Genomic DNA, 22,090 nt, shown 5'->3' with positions numbered 1-22,090 from the left:
TGTAAGGATTACCGAACTAACTGCCAGCTATGCGTAACGATAGATGTGCTTTACTGCTTGTCAGCGGCCAAACCAAAACACAGTAAAAACACAGATGAATAAGCGACCACAACAGCCGCTCTTATCTTTTTTATTAACTAACCTTTCACACCACCAGCGGTCAAACCACCGACTAACCAACGTTGTGCTAATAAGAACACGATGGTAATTGGTAAAGCGGAAAGCACAGCAGCAGCGGCAAAGTCACCCCATAGGTAATTTTGCGGGTATAGATACTGCTGCATACCAACGGCTAGTGTATAAGAGTTTACATCAGACAGCAGTAAAGATGCGACAGGAACTTCACCAACCGTTGCAATAAACGATAGGATGAACACAACAGCAAGAATTGGTACTGACAATGGTAACAATACTAAGCGGAATGCTTGCCATGGTGTCGCCCCATCCAGAGCCGCAGCCTCTTCTAAAGAATTATCTATCGTTTCAAAATACCCTTTAATTGTCCAAACGTGCAGCGCAATACCACCTAGGTAAGAGAAAATCAAACCACCGTGCGTATTCAAGCCTAAGAATGGAATGTATTGACCTAATTTATCAAATAGAGCATACATCGCAACCAGAGCAAGTACCGCTGGGAACATTTGGAAAATCATCATCGCTTTTAAGATCGTATTCTTGCCTTTAAAGCGCATACGAGCAAATGCATAAGCAGAGGTTGTTGATAGTGCTACGATTAATATCGAACTAATTCCTGCTACTTTGATTGAATTCCATAACCAGGTTAACACTGGGAATGGCGGTGGTGTCACTGTACCATCAGCATTTGTGACCGACATACCTAAAGCGAGTTTCCAGTGCTCTAGTGATGGGTTTTCTGGTATCAAACTTCCTGTTGCAAAGTTTCCTTCACGGAAAGAGATCGCAATGATCATCAATAATGGAAAGATAATAAGTGAGAGGAAACACCACAAACCAATGTGAGTTGCCCATACACGGTACTTTAATGATTTGCCTTGTACTATCGCCATTGGGTTGCTCCTTAATCTTGTGCCAATTTAGTAAATCGAAGGTTGAGTAATGCAAGACCACCCACTAATAGGAAAATAAGCGTTGCGATTGCACTTGCTAGACCGAAGTCTTGACCACCAGAACCTTCAAAGGCAATTCGGTAGGTATAGCTTACCAATAGATCGGTGTAACCTGCCGGTTCTGATGTACCAATCATATTTGGTCCACCTTGTGTTAGCAGTTGAATCATTACAAAGTTATTAAAGTTAAAGGCAAAAGCCGCAATAAGTAGTGGTGTCAAAGGTTTAATCATCAGTGGCACTGTGATGCGTCTAAAGCTCATCATAAAGCCGGCACCATCAATTGCTGATGCTTCATACAAGTCATCAGGAATCGCTTTTAACAGCCCCATACACAGAATCATCATGTAAGGGAAACCTAGCCAAGTGTTAACCATTAATACCATGCTTTTCGCTAAAATAGGATCCGAGAACCAGTTTGGACTCAAACCAAATAGCGACTCTAAAACCATGTTGATCTCACCAAAGCTTTGGTTGAAAAGACCTTTAAATATCAAGATAGAGATGAAAGCAGGTACTGCATACGGAAGGATAAGCAAAACACGATATAGTGCACGCCCTCTTAGCGCTTCCCATTGCACAATACTTGCCAAGATCAAGCCAATAACCAGCGTTAAACCAACCGTTAGTACTGAGAAAACCACCGTCCAAATAAAGATACTTATAAATGGCTCTTTAATACCATCATCTTTCCATACTCGTTCAAAGTTATGCGTACCAATTTGTACAACAAAGCCAGGAGCAATGGTATTACCAACAAACTGACCTTCTTCATTGACAGCTTGATAGAAACCAACCTCCATGTTCGGTTTTATTACATCACCTGACTCATTATTAATCAGTGTTAAACCATCGTCTTGTAGAGCATAAAGAGGAGCAACAGCTGCCAATTTACGCAGCCCACTCATTCGTACCGTCTCGCCATCAGGCAGTTGTATATCATAGCGATTAAGCGCACTACGATTGGCAATGATCGCTTTAATTGCTTCTTTTGTGCCATTAACAGAACTGACTGGTGTTAATGTTAAGTCTAATGTTTCTGTCTCGGCTAATGAAAATGGTTGTGTTGCAAGAGTCTGTTCGCCGTCTTGAATAACAATCTGATAATTTTCATCATTTTTATAGAGTGTGAAAGGGTAACTTACGCCGCTTTGGTAAGTTCTATCCATCAAGACTGACTGGGTTCTTTCAAGCGATAATTGGTTCTTTGCGCTGTAGTTGGTAAAAGCTAAGCCAACGGTATAAGCCAAAGGAAATAAGATAAATAGAATCATTCCCGCTACACCTGGATAAATATAACGGTGTGCGTAAGTTTTCTTGCTACCAAATATATAAATAGCGAGAGAGGTTAATAGTAAAGTAAGTAGTGCAAATGCAACCTCACCACGAGCGTACATTAAAATAGTCGCGTAGCCGTTAATAAGACCGACTGAGCCTAAAAGACCCCATTTAATAAAAACACTTTTACTGGTCGGTAGGCTTGCTGGTGCTTTTAAAGCATCTGTAGCTTGAACTGACTGCATAGAGGAACCTGCTAACGATAGAAATTAAAAATAAAAATAGGGAGGAGTTACCCCCTCCCTAAAAGGTTAAACCTTATTTGTTACTAACTAATTTTTTCAGTTATTTAACCATTTGCTTTTCTGCATCACTTAGTGCTGCATCAACAGTTTGGCGGCCATCTACAACGTTAACAATGGCATTTTTAGCGCTTGACCAGAATGCACCCATTTGCGGTACGTTCGGCATGATTTCGCCATTCATTGCATTATCCATAGTCGCAGAAATACGTTGATCGGCATCTAGCTCACGTTGGAAAGAGTTAAGTGCAACCGCACCTAGTGGCTTATCATCATTTACTTTACGTAAACCATCATTAGTAAGTAGGTAGCTCTCTAAGAACTCAACCGCTAAATCTTTGTTAGGTGAAGCAGTACTGATACCTGCTGTTAAGATACCTACGAATGGTTTTGATGCTTGACCATTAAACTTAGGCAGTGTTGTTACACCGTAGTTGATACCAGATTTATCAATGTTCGACCAAGACCATGGACCATTGATTGTCATTGCAGCAGTTCCACGGTTAAACGCAGCTTCTGCAACTGAGTAATCCATATCCGCTGAAATTACTTTAGAGTCAACAAGACCTTTGATGAAAGTCATTGCGTCATTAACGCCTTCTGTCGCAATACCTGCATCTTTTACATCATAACCTGTTGATGTGTATTTAAATGCATAACCACCATCTGCTGACATTAATGGCCATGTGAAGAACGGTTCTTTTAGGTTCCACATGATCGCTTTTTTGCCATCTTTTTGTAGTTCAGCATCAAGAGCTGCAACTTCTTCCCAGTTTTTCGGTGGTGTTGGGACTAAATCTTTATTGTAGATAAGAGATAATGACTCAATCGCTATTGGGTAACCGATAACTTTTCCATCATATTTAACGGCGTCCCATGCAAAATCAACAATACCTTCTTGGATCTCTTTAGACGGTTTAATTTCTGTTAAGAAACCGGCTTCTGCATACTCACCAAAACGGTCATGAGCCCAGAAAATAATATCTGGACCGTCGCCCGTTGCTGCAGTTTGTGGAAAACGATTTTCTAAGCCGTCTGGGTGTGAAACAGTAACTTTAATACCTGTATCTTCCTCAAACTTTTTACCAACCTCAGCCAGACCGTTATACCCTTTATCCCCATTAATCCATATAGTTAACTGTCCTTCATCAATGGCAGCATGTGCGCCAAAAGATCCAAGGGCAACAAGAGTACCCAGTGCTACTGCGCTTAGAGCGTTTTTCATGTTTAATATCCTTTTTTTTATATTTTTTCGATTTCGATGTAGAGTCATCAACTAATTAACTAGATGAGCCATATTTCGCTATTAATCATCGGAGAAAATCACATCTTTCTCATCATCCTAAACTCTACGCCCCACCTATTATGACTGGTTTTCGTGATCAGCATCGCTCAGCATGGGCGATGTAAATCACAAAAGAGATTCTTTCTGTGAAGCGCTTCACCCTTAAAGCGAGCAATAGTTTGAAGCAAGTCTCACTTCGTATCTCTCACCCCTGAAATGCTCCTCCCCCCCTACTCCCCCTACAAAATATTTAGTTGGGAGGATGTAAGATTCTTTTAGATACAGGAAACTGCATCCATCCAAGAGTGGATGGTAAGAACCCTTTTCCAATACATACTTTAATAAGTCACTGCATTGGTTTTACATAGCTGGTCACAAACTGTAGTCATAAATTAAATTGCTGGTGATTTTTCACGAGGGGAGACTTTTTAATTTATGTCGGGGGATACAGTGTGACCTTAGCTTTGGTAGGCGGCACTCACTATAAGTGTTCAATAAATATTTTCAGTTATCGTTGGATTTTTATTTTTGATACTCGTTATATTTTTGTGAGTGCTGCCTCTTTTTTCTTACTTTCTCAAAAACTTACCTATTCCTACTGTTATTGCCTATAACATAATTCATATACTGCTAGGCAGTAATTTCAAAAAATTGATCGAGGACGAGCTAAATGGCCAGTGTCACGTTAAAAAATGTTTGTAAAGCGTATGGCGACGTACTTATTTCTAAAAATGTAGATCTTGAAATCAACGAAGGTGAATTTGTCATTTTCGTTGGTCCATCAGGATGTGGTAAATCAACACTATTACGTTGTATTGCTGGTTTAGAAGACATTACGTCTGGCGATTTGTATATCGGTAATGAACGTATGAATGAGGTGGAGCCATCAAAACGTGGCGTTGGCATGGTATTCCAATCGTATGCACTGTACCCGCACTTAAATTTATACGACAACATGTCATTTGGTTTAAAGTTAGCCAATGCAGATAAAGCCGAAATTAAAAAACGTGTTGAACACGCCGCTGAAATTCTACAATTAGGTCACCTGCTTGAGCGTCAACCAAAAGCACTATCTGGCGGTCAACGTCAACGTGTTGCGATTGGCCGTACTTTAGTTTCTCAACCAAACCTATTTTTACTTGATGAACCACTATCAAATCTTGATGCGGCTTTACGTGTCCAGATGCGTTCACAAATCACCAAGCTACAACGTCAACTTGGTTGCACTATGATCTACGTAACACACGATCAAGTGGAAGCAATGACGATGGCTGACAAGATTGTAGTATTGGATGGTGGCTATGTTTCTCAGGTAGGTCGTCCACTAGAGTTATATCACTACCCACAAAACCGTTTTGTTGCCGGTTTTATCGGTTCACCAAAAATGAACTTTATGAGCGTAACGGTTAAAGATGCAGAAAGTACGCGTGTGAATGTCGAACTATCCAATGGCTTTACTTTTTGGGTTCCCGTTGACGGTACAACAGTTAACGTCGGTGATCGCATGTCACTGGGTATTCGCCCAGAACACTTAGTTTCATCGACAGCAGGTGATGCGACTATTGATGGTGAAATCATGATTGTGGAAAAACTCGGTAATGAAACCCAAGTGTACCTTAATCTTGAAGGTGCTGATGCGGATGTTATCTATCGCCAGCCTGATACTCTTGATGTCGACCCGGGTGACAAACTTGAAATAGGTATCCCAGCGATCCGTTGTCACCTATTCCATAGTGATGGTCGTGCTTGCCAACGTCTGCATAAAGAAAATGGCGTTGATATTTAACGAGTCATAAATTTAAAAATCCCTTTTACTTTGTTAACCCTTTCTAACTGAAAGAGTATAATGAGTAAAAGGGATTTTTTATTCCAATAACAAAAAAGCACCCTATCAAGGATGCTTTAAAATCATTTAATGGCTTATTAATGTAATGGCGCGTCATCTTCCGATTGAAATTGACCAAAGTGCTGCTCTAAAACTTCAGGTGTTAACTTACCTTCTGCTTCTAATGCTTTTAGTTTAGCAACTACCGCTTTCTGTTCTTCTAAAGTAGGCAGTTTCACTTCAGGCGTATCACCCATATCAACTGTTAGTTGCTCTAACTCTTTTTCAAAATCGCTCATTTTCGACACCTAATTAATATTATCTATCACTGATTCTACCCATTTAAAGACGCAGATTCTAGTCAATAACCAGAAGTTAATATTAACACCCATCGTTGTAAATAACGATTTAGCCTAGCTTAAACTGGTCGATAAAACTCTGCTGCTTAACCACATGCGATTCAAGTAAATCACTTGATACATTAAACTCCGTCACTAAGTCATAGTTCAGTTCTGCTGAATGTGAAATCCTATCCATACTTTTCGCCACATCATTAGCCACGACCTGTTGCTGCTGTGCTGCTACATTGATATTATAACTTAACTTAGCTAGGTGGGCTGCCTTATCACTAATCACATTAATTTCGGCATTCATTTCATCGAAACAAACACTTGATTGGACCATTATTTCCTGACAGTTATTCATTTTCTTAACTGCAGAGTCAGCATTCAACTGCAATGCCTCAATCATTTGCTGAACACTGGTCGTGGAGTCAGCTGTCCGTTTCGCAAGGCCTCTAACTTCATCAGCAACCACTGCAAAACCTCGACCATTTTCACCCGCTCTCGCGGCTTCAATGGCGGCATTAAGCGCTAATAAATTAGTTTGGCTTGCTATACCATCAATAACCTCTAGCACACCATGGATATGCTGCGCATGCTCTGCCACTTCATTTATTTGCGTTGATGCAGATGAAATCGTTTCAGATAACAACTGATTCGCCTTAACTGCATTTTGAGTCAAACGCACAGTCGAATCACTACTTTGATCCATTTCTTGCACACCTTCAGAGCTAATTGTTGCATTTGATGCCACATCACTGATTGCCTGTATCATCTCAGCCATTGCATTAGCAACTGCAGTACATTGAATTTTTTGCTGCTCAAGTTGTTTATGAATATCAAGACTTGATGACCGATTAGTGGCTGCAACATCATTTAAGTAGCCGCTTCTTTCTACCAATTCTTCTACGGTTGCTCGTTGCTGCAAAATAACATGATTCAATTGTGTACTTAGTTCTCCAAACTCATTCTTAGCATGGTAAGAACAAGTATTTCTCAAATCTTTATTCGAGATCATTTCAAAGCTTTTACGTAGAATATTGAGTGGTGTCTTAATTGTACTTTGAATATAAAATCCACAAATGACACAAACAAAGACCAAGAATGAAACAAATATACCGAGCAAATTAATCGCTTGAGACAACGTGATGTTACTTCTATCAAGCTGCAATTGCGTTTCCTGCTGACTCGTTGTAGATAGCTCTCTTAATTGCACGGAGAGCTGATTTAACGACAACATTTGTGCCATTCTCGCCTGAGATAATGAAATTTCAGCTTGTGATACCAATTCAAATTGAGCTAATAAACCTTCTGGAGATTGCAACTCATGGATAATTAGTTTATATCTTTCATCAAGCATTAGGATGCTATCTTTAGAAAAGTTTAGTCTCATTGACAGAGACTCATAACTATCAATGAAGGCAGGTAGGTTTTGTTGTATTTTTGACTTTTCTTGCTGAAAAACCATGCCATCGCTAGACCCAAAAGCTAAAACTGTTGACTCAATTAATTGTTGATAAAGCGGAGAGTAATTATCATAACGCACTTTAATATCAGAGCTAGATGTATCAGCCAGAAGCTTAGCTAAATCATTACCTAGCACGGCGATGTTTAATTGAAAGTCACGAGTTCTCTGTTCGAGAGATGATTTTAAACTTGATAATTCTGCACCTGTATTTAATAAATTATTAATTGCCACAAACAATGTTTCTTTTGAGTGTGATGTATCAAGAAGAAGGTTACGACCAAGCCCATACTCATCTAGCCAATTTAATAAGTCATCCTCTTGGTGATTATAGGCCTCAAGCCCTAGTTGAACTTCATTGTGATAATGTTCTATTGAAATAGGATCATCATAAATAATTGCACTCACTAATGATGAATCTATATCGGTTAACACTATATTTAAGCTTTGAACTTGCTGCAAAAGTGGGAAAGTCTTACGTGATACATCCGTCACAGTTTCATCCACAGAACTTGCCAGCTTCCAACCACCTAATCCAACAAAAATAATTAACACTACAAATAATGAGAATATAATTGCGTTCAATTGAACTATCGATATTTTTTTTGATAAATTCATAATAGCCACTAATAATATTTTTTAACAACTCTCAAATGAGCTGGGCATTAAAGAGTTTGGTAAGCATGCCAAATAAGGCCAATTACTTTTTATTGCCATTGGCCGTAAAAAACGGTTAAAGCGCTAATAGTGATATGTCACTAAAGCAAACTCTTGCAACCTTTTCACCTCCTAGTTGAAATTGAACCTGACCTGATGAGTTGCTTGACCTATTATAAGTAAACTCAAAATTGTTATTCTTCTTCGAATTATTGACTTGAATTTCTGAGCGGTAATATTGAGTGTACGGAGGAGAGCTATGCTGAACTGAAGCCACAAACTTAGTTGACGTGTCAGACCATGCCTTAAAACTTAGTTGATACTTTTGACCTTGCTTTAATACAATATCATTCTGACCTAGAAGTACATCCCAAGGGTTAGGCATTTTTTTATTAATATCGACACAACCGCTTGAGTTACTCACCTTCAGTTGTGCACCTACAGCCCACCAATGTCCATTGTCTACAAAACCTCCATTTCTAATGATTTCCGTCTTGGCATGACTTAATGGTGCGACAAGCATTAATAGTGATAGGGCTACAATTTTTGGTTTCATAATAATTCCTTTTGATGAAGTTCTGTTTCTATTAGTAATAGAGATATAAGTTAATTACCTCATCAGTATTGAATAACTAAATCCTATCAACAATTATGATATTTATTAGCCACATAGAGAGATTTCACGAACGAGGGCACGATCACATACTATTTCTGATTAACAATGGATCTATATCTCCCACAATGAGTGATAGAAAAGTGACCCATTTCATTTGTAATCATTAATATCACCCCCATATTGATACAAAGATAGTAATTTCAGTAAAATAGAGGGAACTTTTCTCATTTATTTTGCACCAATACAATTTCAATAAAACAATCTACTGAGCGATTTGTTATGCATTTAGAAGCTTTCTGTTCACTAAAACAACACTTAGAATCCCAAGTCATTGGCCAACAAGCTCTGGTTAAGCAACTCTTAATTGCACTCTTAGCCGATGGGCATATTTTAGTTGAAGGTCCTCCTGGCCTGGCTAAAACGCGTGCGGTTAAATCACTTGCTGACAGCATTGAGGGAGATTTTCATCGCATCCAATTTACGCCTGATCTATTGCCCGCTGACTTGACCGGTACGGATATTTTTCGCCCTGAAACCAGTGAATTTATTTTCCAATCAGGACCGATTTTTAACTCATTGATTCTGGCCGATGAAATTAACCGAGCACCCGCTAAAGTTCAGGCAGCAATGCTAGAGGCAATGGCTGAGAAACAGGTGACCGCAGGGCGAAATACCTATGCACTGCCTGAACTATTCTTAGTTATGGCGACTCAAAACCCCATCGAACAAGAAGGCACCTACCCTCTTCCTGAAGCACAATTGGACCGCTTTTTACTCCATTTAGAAGTCGACTATCCGAGTGCTGACAGTGAGTTGGACATCCTACGTTTAAATCGTGGCGAAGCATTAGGCACAGAAACGAGTAAACCAGTACAAATTAGCCAAAAGACCATCTTTGAAGCAAGACAAGCGGCTTTAAATATTCATATGTCAGAATCGGTTGAGCAGTACATCATCCGCCTGGTGATTGCGACTCGCCAACCAGAGCAGTACAGTGAAGCGTTAGCACAATGGTTAGAAATGGGAGTGAGCCCTAGAGCAACCATTGCATTAGACCGTTGTGCGCGTGCTCATGCGTGGCTAGAAGGTCGTGACTATGTAACGCCAGAAGATGTACAAGCAATGGCGTACCCAGTATTAAGGCACCGTTTACTTCTTAGTTACCATGCTCAAGCTCAAGGCGTTCAAGCCAATACGATTATCAAGCAACTGCTTACCCTTGTCGGTAGTGCGTAACGTGCCATTTGTTCTATTTCAAGGTAAATAAATGCATAATCAATTGCCACCTTATTGCGATGGCGTCACGCTCAATTTAGAGCAACTGTTGCAATATAAATCGCATACTATCCACTGGCTACCACCAGCAAAAAGCTTATGGTCACAGTTAAGTGGTCAGCATCAAAGCCGTCAAAAAGGTCGTGGGATGGATTTTTCAGAGGTGCGACAGTACCAGGCTGGGGATGACATCCGTAACATTGATTGGCGAGTCACCGCTCGAACGGGTAAGGCGCACACTAAGCTTTACAGTGAAGAGCGTGAACAGCCTGTTATCCTCTATCTCGATGTAAACTCGACCATGCACTTTGGCTCCCAACTGCTCCTTAAGTCGGTGCAAATGGCGCATATGGCGAGTTTATTAGCTTGGTTAACGGTTGCGAAAAAAGACCGAATTGGTGCGATTATCAGTACTGGGGAGCACTTCATCGAATGTCGCCCGACGGCTCGTAATAGTGGGCCCCTGCAGATTTTACAAACCCTTATTGAGCAGCATCAACTGACACTACAGCAAAGCTCGCAGCCTTTAGACTCATCTCAATCAATGACAGAAGGGCTAAACAGACTGCATCGACTTAGCCCGAAAGGGAGTGAGATCATCATTCTCAGCGATTTCTTGCACTATCAAGCGAGCGATAAAATGTCGCTGGCTCAACTGCGCAGACATAACCGAGTGCGCCTTATCCATTGCTTTGATCCTTTAGAGCAAGGTGAGACTCGCTTTCGAGGTCAAAAAGAAATCTCAGATGGTAAAAACAACCAATGGTTTAACTTTGGTTCATCAAACTCGAGAAAAGCGATCAAGCAAGCGTTTGAGCATGAGCAAAACCGTTTAAGCCAAGACTGTTTATCACTTGCGATCCCATATCATTCACTATCCAGTGCTACGCCACTACTTTCACAAATATTTGGACAGCATTCATGACCGACACAACTTCCTCACCACCGCTCGATCTTAATCCATTACACCTACCCGAGTTGCCTAGTTGGTGGCCACTCTCATGGGGCTGGTGGGCAATGGCGATTACAATGATTGGTTTAATCATTGCTTCTTTCTATTACCTGCGTTGGCAAAAGAAACTGCGTTTAGCACAAAAAACGGCTTTGCATCTATTTGAATTAGAAAAGGAAACGTTAACGCCCTCTGCTGCCATTGAGTTATTACGTCAAGCTGCTTTTTGTTATTACCCAAGAGAGCGAGTTGCGAAGTTATCAGGGGATGAGTGGTATCAATTTTTGGACGCTCAGCTTAAACATCCCCTATTTACTCCAAAACAACAACAGTGGCAACAGGCGTTATATCAAAATCAAACCACGGCAGATCATCATCTAGAGTTGATCCATGATTGTAAAACTTGGGTAGAGCAAGCATTGCCACCAAAGCGAGGTGGTCGTGAATAGTTTATTAAGCCAATGGTTTAACATCGGGTTTGTGTGGGGATGGATGCTCATTCTACTTCCTTTGCCTCTGGTGGTGATTTATGCCATGCCAAAGGCGAAAGCAAGCAGCCCGATTGTACTGCCCTTTTTGCCTTCAAACTCAAGCTCTATGACCCCTTCTCGCAAAATCCCTAAGGTCACCACTTGGCTAGTTTGGGGCTTGTTAGTATGCGCCATCGCAAGACCGGTTGGTTATGGTGAACCGGTTGAATTTCAGCCAGAACATAGAGATATGATGCTGGTTGTCGATCTGTCGTATTCAATGAGCCAGGAAGATATGCAAGAGGGCGATCAAATGATTGATCGTTTAACGGCAGTTAAAAATGTGTTATCTGACTTCATCGAAAAACGCAGCGGTGATAGGCTTGGTCTGGTTTTATTTGCCGATCACGCCTATCTACAAACACCCCTTACACTGGATAGAAAAACCATTGCTGCCCAGTTACAACAAACGGTTTTACGCTTAATTGGCACCCAAACCGCCATTGGTGATGGTATTGGTCTGGCGACGAAAACCTTCATAGATAGCGATGCTCCACAACGTGTCATGATTTTACTCAGCGATGGGAGCAATACCGCAGGTGTCCTTGATCCTATAGAAGCGGCAAAGATTGCTCAAAAATACCAAACCACTATCTATACCGTTGGTGTCGGTGCGGGTGAAATGATGGTGCGTGACTTTTTATTCACTCGCAAAGTCGATACGGCTAGCGATCTTGATGAAGAGACATTACAACAAATTGCTGATATCACTGGCGGTCAATACTTCCGAGCGCGTAACAGCAACGACTTAGCAACTATCTACGATACCATCAATCAACTTGAGCCCATCTCAGCGGCAACGCAAACATGGCGCCCACAAACTGAATGGTTTGGCTTGCCATTATTCTTCTCATTACTATTGTCTATTTTGCTTTTCTTTATGGGGCGACAAAATGACTGATTTTATTTTTCTATACCCGAAATGGTTGCTTGGCTTACTGCTGATCCCAGTCTTTATTGGTTGGCAATACCGACGTCACCAAAGCGATACTTCCACTAATAATCAGCAAACAAATGCTCTTATTGCACCTCATTTAGCCAAGAAACTCGGCTTAGAAAAAAGCAGCTACTGGCGCTCTATTTGTTATTTTTTCTCGTTTGCTTGGAGCATCGCTATTATCGCGTTAGCAGGACCTAGCATGCAGCAAGTGAAACTGCCGAGCTTTGACGTTTCTACGCCTAGAGTGCTGGTTTTAGATATGTCGACCTCAATGTACGCAACCGATATAAAACCCAACAGACTCACTCAAGCGCGCTATAAAGCCTTAGATCTGCTTCCTCACTGGCAAGAAGGATCTACTGGGTTAGTCGCTTATGCTGGCGATGCGTATACGATAAGTCCACTTACCTCTGATACTCAAACATTGGCTAACTTGATCCCCAACTTATCCCCTGAGATCATGCCAATACAAGGAGGCAATGCACCAGCAGGTATTCAACTAGCAATTGAGATGCTAACTCAGGCAGGACACTTAAAAGGCGATATCGTACTGATCAGTGATGAACTTGATGATAGCGAGCTATCTCAGGCGCTTAAACTGGTTAAATCCACTCATTGGAAAGTGTCGATTTTAGGTGCTGGCACTCGCAATGGTGCTCCCATTCAACAACCCAATGGCGCTCTATTGAAGCAATCTTCCGGTCAAACTGTTATCGCAAGAATGAACACAAGTAACATGCAAACATTAGCCAGCCAAACTGGTGGCGTCTTTACTCCATTGCAAGCAACCAATGCGGATATTGACTATATTGCTGGCGCGACTACGTCCTCTCTCAATAACCCAATGCAAGACAACAATAAGGAACAAGATATTCAATTACTCGATAGAGTCAATAATGGCTTTTGGCTATTACCGCTTTTATTAATTCCTGCGCTTTTCCTATTTCGCCGTGGCATTTTCTGGCTCGCCACTTTGACCTTATTACCACTAATGCATACCAGTGATGTACACGCGAGCCCATGGAAAAATAGCCAACAACAAGGCTATGATGCGTTTCAGCACAGTGATTATTCGCAAGCATCAGAGCTGTTTACCGATCTTAAATGGAAAGGGGCGGCTCAATATCAAGCAGGCGACTATCAAGGTGCGATTGAGTCACTGTCACAGGTTGACGGAGAAGATGCGCAATATAATTTAGCCAATGCTTATGCTCAAGATGGTCAGTTTGAAAAGGCTATCGAACTCTATGAAGATATCTTGTCCCAGAATCCTGATAACCAAGATGCGCAGGAAAATTTAGCCAAAGTAAAGCAAGCCCAACAGCAGCAAGAACAGCAAGAGTCTGATCAACAATCCAGTGATGACAATTCACCGTCATCGGATAAACAAGACTCGCAAGACCAAAATGCTGAATCCGATCAAAGCCCATCACCATCAGACCAAGATGATTCATCAAATAATGATGGTGAGCAAACGAATGACTCAAACTCAACTGAGCCTGAACCGTCATCCGATCCTGAGCAATCAGCACCTGAAGCAACTTCTGACCAAGAACAAGATTCACCTTCCCAAGATCAAGATGAGCAAACGGATCAACAAGGAGAACCGGCGGAAACTGATAGCCAAGAACAGGATACTGACGCTAACCAATCGCAAACTGAGTCTATATCGACAACCAACGAACAGGCTAGCGACCCAGATATGAGAAGGCTTGAACAGGTAGAAAGTGTTCGCGATCCTAGCCAATTAATTCGTGCTCAAATGCTCTTGCAAGCACAACAGAAATCAGCGCCAGATAATAACGGGAAAACGTGGTAATCATGAAAAAAAGACATTCTCTATTACTTAACCTACTCTCTTGCCTCTTTATTTTATCGATGGCATTTAGCACAAACGTACACGCAGCGAATGCACTAGCCAGTGTGACTAAAAATAGTGTCAGCAAAGATGAAGTATTCCAACTACGTATTATCGTTGATCAACACCTTTCAGCCAGTGATGTAGATTTCAGTCGCCTAGAAGACAGCTTTTATATCGGTCGCCCAAGCTTTGGTTCATCAAGCTCAAGCTATAATGGCAAACGAAGCGTTCGCAGTGAATGGACAGTTGCACTCGCACCATTAAAAGTTGGATCAATCACTATACCAAGCTTTGAAGTCGCAGGGGCAACAACGCAACCCATTACGATTCAAGTCACTGCGGATGCAAACACGCCAACACAAGATGACCTGGTTGAGTTTCAAACTACGCTGGAAAATAACGAACTTTACCCAAGTCAAAGCACACACCTACAGGTACGTTTGATCATTAAAGCCGATCCAAGACAGTTACAAAACCCAACGATTCTGCCACCTAGTATTACTGGTGTAGCACTTGAGCCTATTGGTGAGTCAAAACAATACCAAGATGTGCAGAGTGGCGCAGAAGTGACCGTTGTTGATCAGCGCTTCCTATTAACGGCTGAAAAAGCAGGGAATTTCACTGTCGTTGGACCTAAGCTCACTGGCGCAATGGTTTATGGTGCAAGGAACTCGGGGACACGCTTACTGCAACTTGATACGACGCCTGAAGAGCTATCGTTAACAGTATTACCTATTCCGAGTGACTATGATGGCTTTTGGTTGCCAACCAGTCAGTTAACACTGCAACAAAGCTGGCAAGATCAAGATGGTAACCCTATTGATGAAGATGCTGTTTTTGCCACGGAAGTTGGAGAATCGGTAACACGTACGGTTATGCTTAAAGCACAGAATCTAACTCAGCACCAACTGCCTAACCTATCGCTAAAGAACCCAGTAAGTGTAAGGGAGTACGCAGAGAAGCCACAATTTAGTACCACAGAAAACGGCACTAGCATCATGTTGCTCAAGCAGGTACTCATTCCAACCCAAGAAGGTGAAATTTCTTTGCCTGCGATCACGATTCCTTGGTGGAATACACAAACCAAAGCGCCGCAACAAAGTCGATTAAACGGCTTAGTTTTAGAGGTGAAACCTGGCGATCCCGTTGTAACGGCAATGCCTCTAGCAGCAAGCAGTGCTCAAGCTCCTCAAATCATTGAAGTGAAGGATTCTGGTCTCTGGCCTTATATCGCCCTTATGACTTCTCTTTGGGCTATTGTAGTAAGCCTCATCGCACTCTACTTATGGCGTCGTACTTCATCGACTGCAGATCTAAGTCACTCACAAACTGCAGGGACGCAACAAACAAGTGATGAACAAAACAATCTCATCGCTATTATCAAGCAGCAAGACCCTATTCAAACTCAAAATCACGTAATGTCATGGTTAACAAAGCAAACACTCCCTGCCCCATTAAGAGAGAAAATAGAAATGGAGTTAAAGCAGATGAATCAAGCGCATTATGCCCAACAAGAGCAAGCAAAAGATTGGTCTGAAGAAGCGTTAATTACATTAATCAAAGAAGCCTTTATGCAGGCAAAGAATAAATCCTCTGATGGGTTAATACTTCCCGCTTTATAACGACATAACAGCAATAATAACAGCAATATCAGGCTTCAGGTTTAATAAGTTGTCCGTCACTATCAATAGGCTAAACATCAGTGGGCAGAAATGCTCACTGACAACTCCAGAATATTTTATGTCCTTTATTTAAGCTCACCTATCGCTCTACAAATGAATCTTTGAGGGTATTAGCCATATTGCCCACACCTTGTATCTACGATAGGGATAAAACGCTGTATGAGGCTATTACAAGCGTAAATACAAGCTTTCAACTATCGGATAGTAATCACTTGTAGTGATAAGAAGATATGATATGAAATAGCCGCTTAAAACCAAAAAGACCAGCACGAATGCTGGTCTTTTTTTAGCGCGGATCATTTTGTCACAGAGACAAAAAAAGCCCTACGTCTCGGTAGGGCAAAAGTATCCATCGCTTATATTATAGTGGTTATAAGGTATGGCTATGTAGAGAGACATTAATTAACCAAAGTCACCATTTACATAACCCTTTGTTCTGTCATCTTTAGGATTGCTAAAGATTACTTGTGTATCATCATGCTCAACAAGTTCACCCATTAGGAAGAAAGCAGTACGATCAGAAATACGACGTGCTTGCTGCATCGAGTGAGTTACGATCACGATGGTATAGTCTTTTTTCAGTTCTTCCATTAGCTCCTCAATTTTATGAGTCGCAATTGGGTCAAGCGCTGATGTTGGTTCATCCATCAAGATAACATCTGGTTGCATGGCAATCGTACGAGCAATACATAGACGTTGTTGCTGACCACCAGATAGACCAAATGCATGCGCTTTAAGACGGTCTTTTACTTCATCCCATAGTGCTGCACGACGTAATGAGCTTTCTACAACTTCATCAATGTGTTTTTTATCTTTGATGCCTTGAGCACGTAAGCCATACGCTACGTTTTCATAGATGCTCATTGGGAACGGGTTTGCTTTTTGGAAAACCATGCCCACTTTGATACGCAAATCTGCAACATCAATATTGCCGTAGATATCATCACCGTCCATTTCTAGTAGACCTGTGATAGTTACGCCAGCAATCAGATCGTTCATGCGGTTTAAACAGCGTAGCAGCGTTGATTTACCACAACCTGATGGTCCGATAAGCGCAGTTACTTGACGCTCTGGTACTGGTAGGTTGATGCTTTTCAGTGCTTGATTTTCACCGTAAAAAAGATCTAGGTTTTCAATATTAAATTTGTTCATCATTTACTCTCTTAAATTCGTCAATTCTTAATCTTTATTTGCAAACTATTAATACGTAGCAGTATTAAAGCGGCTTGCGATCAGCTTTGTTACGGTGTTAATAAGCAATACAACAACAATCAAGACTGTAGCGGTACCATAAGCTTGGTTCCACTCATCAATAGTGAATAGCTCTGTGGTTAGCTTATAAAGGTGAACGGTTAGCGTACGGCCTGAGTCGAAAACAGAATCAGGAATACGAGCAACCATACCTGCGGTTAAGAAAACCGGGGCAGACTCACCAATCACACGACCAATACTAAGAATGACCGACGTTAAGATACCTGGCATAGCACTTGGAAGTATTAAGCGCCAGATAGTGTAAATTTTTGAAGAACCAAGACCGTATGAACCTTCACGGTAGCTTTGTGGTACCGACATCAATGCTTCTTCAGTCGTACGGATAATAACAGGAAGAATCAGGATACTTAGTGTTAAAGCACCAGAGATAATCGAGAAACCTAACCCTAAAACACCTACGAAGAATGTCATACCAAATAAACCAAAGATAATCGATGGAATACCCGCTAGAGACTCAGTACAGAAACGAATAATTTTAACGAGTCGACTACCTACTTTCGCATATTCTGTTAAGTAGATTGCCGTCATGATTCCCAGTGGTGCTGCAATTGAAATTGATGCAATTACCATATAGATAGTTGAAACAATCATTGGGAAAATACCATGCTGATCACCCGTACGAGTGTAATCATCAGTAATAAATTTCCAATCTACATGCTGTAAACCATTCGATAGGATGTACCACATAATCCAAAATAAAAAGCCAACGGTTAGGCCTGCAGCAGCCCAAATAAAGCCACTTAGTAGCATATCTTTATTTTGACGAGCTTTTTTTAATTTTACTGTATCCATAATAATTATCTCGCTTTCTCACGGTTTAGGTAAAGAAGCACACCATTCAATGACATAATAAACACGAGAAGAACCACACCTGTTGCATATAGAGCATTAGCATGAATACCACTTGCGTATGACATTTCAATAGCAATGTTAGCGGTTAGTGTTCGAGCTGAGTCAAGTATACCTTCAGGCATTGCTGGTGCGTTACCCATAACCATAATGATGGCCATCGTTTCACCTAGCGCTCGGCCGATGCCAAGAATAACGCCTGTCATAATACCTGAACGTGCAGCAGGGATAAGTACTTTAAAAATAGTAAAAATCTTTGAAGCACCTAACGCTAGAGAACCCTCTTTGTACGAACGAGGTACTGCGCGAATCGATGTCTCAGAAACGGTAATTACTGTTGGCAAAATCATAATACCAAGCACAATAATACCGGCTAGAATCGTATTACCAGCTGGTACTTGGAAAACGTTTTGAATAAGAGGAACAATAATTACCAAGCCGAAGAAGCCGTAAACCACCGAAGGAATACCAGCTAATAATTCAACAGCAGGGCGGATAATATTTGCTAATCTTTTTGGTGCAATTTCAGCAATAAAGATTGCCGTTAACACACCAATTGGTACGCCTACTAGTACAGCACCTAATGTCGAAACAATAGAAGCTACAATCATAGTAGCTACGCCGTATAAAGCAGGTGGAAGCCAGTTCTGTCCAAATACAATATTTGTTACACCCACAGCTTGGAACGCTGGGATACTTTCTTTAACAATAAAGTAAGCAATAATGGTTAATGAAACGATACCGATAATTGCACTGGTTAAAAATAAACTGTGAAAAATGCGTTCTTTCCAGTCGATGCGTTTTTTAGCACGTAGGCCGCGCTTCAATGTTGCCGCTTCGCTATTCATAAGCTGTTCACTATTAGTTGCGATGGTCATAAAAAATCTCAATTCGAAAATTCGAAGAGGGAGAAAAGGCTCAGCTCCAAAATGGTGAGCTGAGCAATATTAAATTAGTGTTAAATTAGTTTACTGAGATGTAGCCAGCTGTTTCAACAAGAGATTGAGCGTCATCTGTTAGCATCCAGTCAATGAATTTTTGACCTTCCGCAGATGGTTGACCTTCTTTGTAAAGAACAAGGAAAGGACGTGCTACTTTGTAAGAACCTGCTTTTACGTTATCAACTGTTGCTGCAACGCCATCAATTGCTAGAGCAGATACTGAAGTATCAACTGTACCTAGAGAGATGTAACCAATTGAGTATGGGTTAGAAGCAATCATAGTTTTAAGTGCGCCGTTACCGTTAGCAACTTGTGCACGTTGAGAGATTGCAGAAACTGTGATGTCGTTAACTTTCATTTTTAGAGACATGATGTCTTCGAATGCGCCACGTGTACCAGAAGCAGTATCACGAGTAACCGCTACGATTGGCTTATCTTCACCACCAACCTGTTTCCAGTTTGTAACTTCACCTTTGTAGATAGATGTAACTTGGTCAGCTGTTAGTTCTTGAACCGTGTTTTTTGGGTTAACAACTACTGCGATACCGTCACGTGCTACTACGTTCTCAATTAAAGCAGACTCTTTTTCAGAATCTTTTAAATCACGAGAAGACATGCCTAGGTCTGCTGAACCATTTTTAGCGGCTTTAACACCAGCTGAAGAACCTGGGCCCTGAACTTCAACGAAAACGTTTGAGTTTGTTTTCATGTACGTTTCAGAGAAAACTTCCATCAGTGGTGTAACACTGCTTGAACCTACTGCTGAGATAGTTTCTTTAGCTGAAACTGGATTCACTGCTAGTGCGCCTAGAAGAGCCATTGCACCGATTACTGTCTTTTTCATCACAAATATCCTTAAGGGGCGAAATTGCCGTTGTGTTTGTCTTGAACGAGGCTCACTTTAAATTCTTATTATTACAGTTATGTTTCAGTTCCTTGAATGCTCGATGACAAATGGCTAGTTTCTAGATAAATCAGGGTAAAAATGTGACTTAAGGCATTACACCAACCTCCCAAAAAAACAACATAAAGCACTGATAAATAAACTAAAAAATGTTAAAACTCTCACTTATAACACCGTACATCTAACCTAATAATTTTTTTTTCATTTTCTAAAAATAATTATCAGTATTTCCTTACTCAAGTAGCAATAACAGCTCAATAGCTGCGATTATGACAAAGAATAATGTGCAGCCTTTCCAAAAGAGAATGGGCTGAACCTCAATTAATGAACGATTGTTGACCTCTTTTACTAATTGATGGTTTGGTGTCGACAGATCAGCGATGAATTCGCTCATAACTTGATAACGCTGCGCACTGGATGGATGACAGGCTTTTTTGAAGGTTAAGTCTAACCATTGGGGAATATCTTCTCTAAACTGCAATGCGGAACGATAGTGCCACTTTTGATGACGAGCTTGAGAAATTGACTGAGTCGACACCTCTTTATATGGCAACTTCCCTGTTAGCATTTCAAAACCCATGACGGCAATCGAAAATAAGTCGGAAATGGTGGTCGCTTCTTTACCTGATAAATATTCAGGTGCAATATAGTTTGCAGCCCCTAAAGGAAAGTCATCAACTTGATGCTCCCCTCCTTCAGCTAAGCCCATAATTTTAACGCTACCAAAATCAATCAGCTTAACGCTACCACTTGAGGTGATCATAATATTTTCAGGCTTTAAGTCGCGATGCACCATATCAAGTCGCTGCAACACCCTAACCGCTTTAACCATTTCGCCTAATAAGACCCGTACCGCATCAATAGCGGGGCTTGGGTTGTCGTACATCCACTGACGTAAAGTAATGCCTTTGATCGGCTCACAAAGGTGATAAAGATAAGGTGAACCTGCAGGTCTTGGGTAAAGTTTCATAACCCGATGATTGTTGATATGCGAACCAACCCAGTACTCATTACAAAAATAGACTAAGGTTTCGGTGTCATCTTGGTATTGTAATGATGGCGCTTTTAATACATACCTAACTTGCGATGTTTGCTCGATAACTTCATAAACATGACTTCGACTGCCGGAGTACAACACTTTTGTCACCACAAAACCGTCGATACGATTATTGACTTTTAATACCGGTGGAATAGTACAGTTCACGAGTTGTTGCTGAAATTCCATCAGCGTAGGTGGAGGTAGCTTATCAATCGAAACTAATAACGTGGTGACATTATCTTGGCTATCAGAATCAAGAGCCTGTTGGCATATTGCTTTTGCTTCACTTTCTAACTCAGCATTTGGATTTAACTCATAAAAGTGCTCCAGTAATGTCTGACTTGATAAAGTATCATGCACACCATCAGTGGTTAATATGAATTGGTCGCCTTCTTTTAAGGTGAGTGATTGATAGTCAACTTCTAGCTTAGTGTCCATACCCAGTGCTCGTGTTAGGTATGCAGCCTTACCAAAGTTAATCCGTTGATGATCCCGAGTTAAAAGTCGTAATTCATTATTTCTAAGTAAATACACTCTTGTATCACCGACATGAAAGATATGAGCGGTATTCGATTTAAAGACAATGCCACTGAATGTGGTGACAAGCCCATTATGGAGCGTATTATTTTCGCTTAACTCAGCTTGTGAAAATAGCCATGAGTTTAGACTTCGTAACACTTCTCCAACCGAACGCTCGACGCCCCAACTTGCGGGAGTAGCATAGTAGTCACTCACAAACTGCATCACACTGGTATGGCTTGCTCGTTGACCATGTTGACTGCAACTCACCCCATCAGCGATACAGACTAGGCTACCTTTCCATTCCTGGTCTGCGCGTAAGTCTGGATGTTTCGCAACAAAGGCATCTTGGTTTTCTTTTCGACAGCCCTGTGCAGAGTATCCACCAAAACGCAGGACTAAAGATGTTGATGCGGGTTGTATTATTGGCTGGATGTTAGCAGGCATTGCTTGTATCGCTTTATTCATA

Annotated in this window: 18 protein-coding genes; 7 read left to right on the top strand and 11 right to left on the bottom strand. The window is 41.1% G+C overall.

Annotation, left to right across the window (positions count from 1 at the left end; translation table 11 throughout):
* Nucleotides 1–137: 137 nt before the first annotated feature.
* The 3 genes from malG to malE all read right to left on the bottom strand — a co-directional run bounded on the left by malG (nucleotide 138) and on the right by malE (nucleotide 3,893).
* Nucleotides 138–1,028, bottom strand: a complete 891-nt coding sequence (gene malG, locus BCU68_RS09095; protein ID WP_102564457.1) for a maltose ABC transporter permease MalG — start codon at nucleotides 1,026–1,028, stop codon at nucleotides 138–140.
* Between the two features lie 11 nt (nucleotides 1,029–1,039).
* Nucleotides 1,040–2,611 (bottom strand): maltose ABC transporter permease MalF, encoded by a 1,572-nt coding sequence (gene malF / locus BCU68_RS09090; RefSeq protein ID WP_102564456.1) that lies wholly within the window; start codon nucleotides 2,609–2,611, stop codon nucleotides 1,040–1,042.
* Nucleotides 2,612–2,711: 100 nt separating this feature from the next.
* A complete protein-coding gene (gene malE / locus BCU68_RS09085) occupies nucleotides 2,712–3,893 on the bottom strand; it encodes a maltose/maltodextrin ABC transporter substrate-binding protein MalE (protein WP_102564455.1) in 1,182 nt (393 codons plus the stop codon).
* 730 nt (nucleotides 3,894–4,623) lie between these two features.
* On the opposite strand from malE, the gene malK reads away from it, so the two are divergent.
* On the top strand, nucleotides 4,624–5,739 hold the full coding sequence (malK, locus tag BCU68_RS09080; RefSeq protein WP_102564454.1) for a maltose/maltodextrin ABC transporter ATP-binding protein MalK: 1,116 nt from the start codon (nucleotides 4,624–4,626) through the stop codon (nucleotides 5,737–5,739).
* Between the two features lie 137 nt (nucleotides 5,740–5,876).
* Here the strand turns inward: malK and BCU68_RS09075 are convergent, their stop codons facing one another.
* From BCU68_RS09075 to BCU68_RS09065, 3 genes are all read right to left on the bottom strand, one after another.
* On the bottom strand, nucleotides 5,877–6,077 hold the full coding sequence (locus tag BCU68_RS09075) for a restriction endonuclease subunit S (RefSeq protein WP_102564453.1): 201 nt from the start codon (nucleotides 6,075–6,077) through the stop codon (nucleotides 5,877–5,879).
* A 109-nt stretch (nucleotides 6,078–6,186) separates the two neighbouring features.
* The gene (locus BCU68_RS09070) at nucleotides 6,187–8,202 is read right to left on the bottom strand and encodes a methyl-accepting chemotaxis protein (RefSeq protein ID WP_102564452.1); all 2,016 of its coding nucleotides are present in this window, start codon (nucleotides 8,200–8,202) and stop codon (nucleotides 6,187–6,189) included.
* A 115-nt stretch (nucleotides 8,203–8,317) separates the two neighbouring features.
* Nucleotides 8,318–8,797: a carbohydrate binding domain-containing protein gene (locus tag BCU68_RS09065; protein WP_102564451.1), complete on the bottom strand. Its 480-nt coding sequence runs from the start codon at nucleotides 8,795–8,797 to the stop codon at nucleotides 8,318–8,320.
* A gap of 339 nt (nucleotides 8,798–9,136) precedes the next feature.
* On the opposite strand from BCU68_RS09065, the gene BCU68_RS09060 reads away from it, so the two are divergent.
* The 6 genes from BCU68_RS09060 to BCU68_RS09035 are packed head-to-tail and all read left to right on the top strand — an operon-like array spanning nucleotide 9,137 to nucleotide 16,037.
* The gene (locus BCU68_RS09060) at nucleotides 9,137–10,093 is read left to right on the top strand and encodes a MoxR family ATPase (RefSeq protein ID WP_102564450.1); all 957 of its coding nucleotides are present in this window, start codon (nucleotides 9,137–9,139) and stop codon (nucleotides 10,091–10,093) included.
* Nucleotides 10,094–10,124: 31 nt separating this feature from the next.
* The gene (locus BCU68_RS09055) at nucleotides 10,125–11,057 is read left to right on the top strand and encodes a DUF58 domain-containing protein (RefSeq protein WP_102564449.1); all 933 of its coding nucleotides are present in this window, start codon (nucleotides 10,125–10,127) and stop codon (nucleotides 11,055–11,057) included.
* Nucleotides 11,054–11,533 (top strand): DUF4381 domain-containing protein, encoded by a 480-nt coding sequence (locus BCU68_RS09050; RefSeq protein WP_102564448.1) that lies wholly within the window; start codon nucleotides 11,054–11,056, stop codon nucleotides 11,531–11,533. The genes BCU68_RS09055 and BCU68_RS09050 overlap by 4 nt, the downstream gene beginning before the upstream one ends.
* 43 nt (nucleotides 11,534–11,576) lie before the next feature.
* Nucleotides 11,577–12,515 (top strand): VWA domain-containing protein, encoded by a 939-nt coding sequence (locus tag BCU68_RS09045; RefSeq protein WP_102564575.1) that lies wholly within the window; start codon nucleotides 11,577–11,579, stop codon nucleotides 12,513–12,515.
* The gene (locus tag BCU68_RS09040) at nucleotides 12,508–14,373 is read left to right on the top strand and encodes a VWA domain-containing protein (protein WP_102564447.1); all 1,866 of its coding nucleotides are present in this window, start codon (nucleotides 12,508–12,510) and stop codon (nucleotides 14,371–14,373) included. The genes BCU68_RS09045 and BCU68_RS09040 overlap by 8 nt, the downstream gene beginning before the upstream one ends.
* 2 nt (nucleotides 14,374–14,375) lie before the next feature.
* A complete protein-coding gene (locus BCU68_RS09035) occupies nucleotides 14,376–16,037 on the top strand; it encodes a BatD family protein (RefSeq protein WP_102564446.1) in 1,662 nt (553 codons plus the stop codon).
* Between the two features lie 462 nt (nucleotides 16,038–16,499).
* Here the strand turns inward: BCU68_RS09035 and pstB are convergent, their stop codons facing one another.
* The 5 genes from pstB to BCU68_RS09010 form a co-directional block, all read right to left on the bottom strand.
* Nucleotides 16,500–17,249 (bottom strand): phosphate ABC transporter ATP-binding protein PstB, encoded by a 750-nt coding sequence (gene pstB / locus BCU68_RS09030; RefSeq protein WP_102564574.1) that lies wholly within the window; start codon nucleotides 17,247–17,249, stop codon nucleotides 16,500–16,502.
* A 48-nt stretch (nucleotides 17,250–17,297) separates the two neighbouring features.
* A complete protein-coding gene (gene pstA, locus BCU68_RS09025; RefSeq protein WP_102564445.1) occupies nucleotides 17,298–18,161 on the bottom strand; it encodes a phosphate ABC transporter permease PstA in 864 nt (287 codons plus the stop codon).
* Nucleotides 18,162–18,166: 5 nt separating this feature from the next.
* Nucleotides 18,167–19,096, bottom strand: a complete 930-nt coding sequence (pstC, locus tag BCU68_RS09020) for a phosphate ABC transporter permease subunit PstC (RefSeq protein WP_102564444.1) — start codon at nucleotides 19,094–19,096, stop codon at nucleotides 18,167–18,169.
* Nucleotides 19,097–19,181: 85 nt separating this feature from the next.
* Nucleotides 19,182–20,003, bottom strand: a complete 822-nt coding sequence (locus tag BCU68_RS09015; protein WP_102564443.1) for a phosphate ABC transporter substrate-binding protein — start codon at nucleotides 20,001–20,003, stop codon at nucleotides 19,182–19,184.
* Nucleotides 20,004–20,295: 292 nt separating this feature from the next.
* On the bottom strand, nucleotides 20,296–22,089 hold the full coding sequence (locus BCU68_RS09010; RefSeq protein ID WP_241901324.1) for a bifunctional protein-serine/threonine kinase/phosphatase: 1,794 nt from the start codon (nucleotides 22,087–22,089) through the stop codon (nucleotides 20,296–20,298).
* Nucleotide 22,090 lies beyond the last annotated feature (1 nt).

The sequence above is a fragment of the Vibrio sp. 10N.286.49.B3 genome (assembly GCF_002873395.1).
Lineage (GTDB): Bacteria > Pseudomonadota > Gammaproteobacteria > Enterobacterales > Vibrionaceae > Vibrio.
The sequence above is the reverse complement of the archived record's forward strand: the minus strand, read 5'-3'. Positions and strand labels throughout refer to the sequence as shown.